The sequence below is a fragment of the Syntrophomonas sp. UBA5494 genome, from assembly GCF_002426325.1.
The window spans coordinates 10,721-11,289 of sequence record NZ_DIPG01000090.1; the positions used below are offsets into that span (position 1 = coordinate 10,721).

Consider the following 569-nt stretch of genomic DNA (forward strand, 5'->3'; position numbering starts at 1 on the left):
GCTGCCGGCTCACGGCTATCCGGGCCTGAAGAAGTACCGGCACCTGTACGGGCACTACGGAACCGCGTGGCAGCATCAGAAAAAAGAATTTGACCTGTTCCCGGGCCCCATCCTGATGACCACTAACTGTTTGCAGGAGCCTGCAGAAAGCTATAAAGGACGTATTTTCACCACCGGACCGGTAGGCTGGCCGGGGGTGGCTCATCTGCCCAACGGGGTATTCGGGGACATTATTAAAGCCGCTCAATCCGCACCTGGTTTTGCCGAAGATGAAGAGGGTAAGAAGGTTATGGTCGGTTTTGCCCGGCAGACGGTTCTGAGCGTGGCTGATCAGGTTCTGAAGGCAGTGGCTGACGGCAAACTGCGCCACGTCTTCCTGGTAGGGGGCTGTGACGGCTCCAAGGGGAAGCGCAGTTACTACACCGACTTTGTGGCCCAAACCCCGCCCGACACCCTGGTATTGACCCTGGGATGCGGCAAGTTTCGCTTCTTCGATCAGGAGCTGGGCAGCATCGGCGGCATTCCGCGCCTGCTGGACGTAGGACAATGTAATGACGCCTATTCGGCCA

Annotated in this window: 1 pseudogene; it reads left to right on the forward strand. The window is 58.2% G+C overall.

Annotated elements, in window-relative coordinates:
* Nucleotides 1-569: pseudogene (locus B3W37_RS09860) on the forward strand (hydroxylamine reductase); the annotation flags it as partial.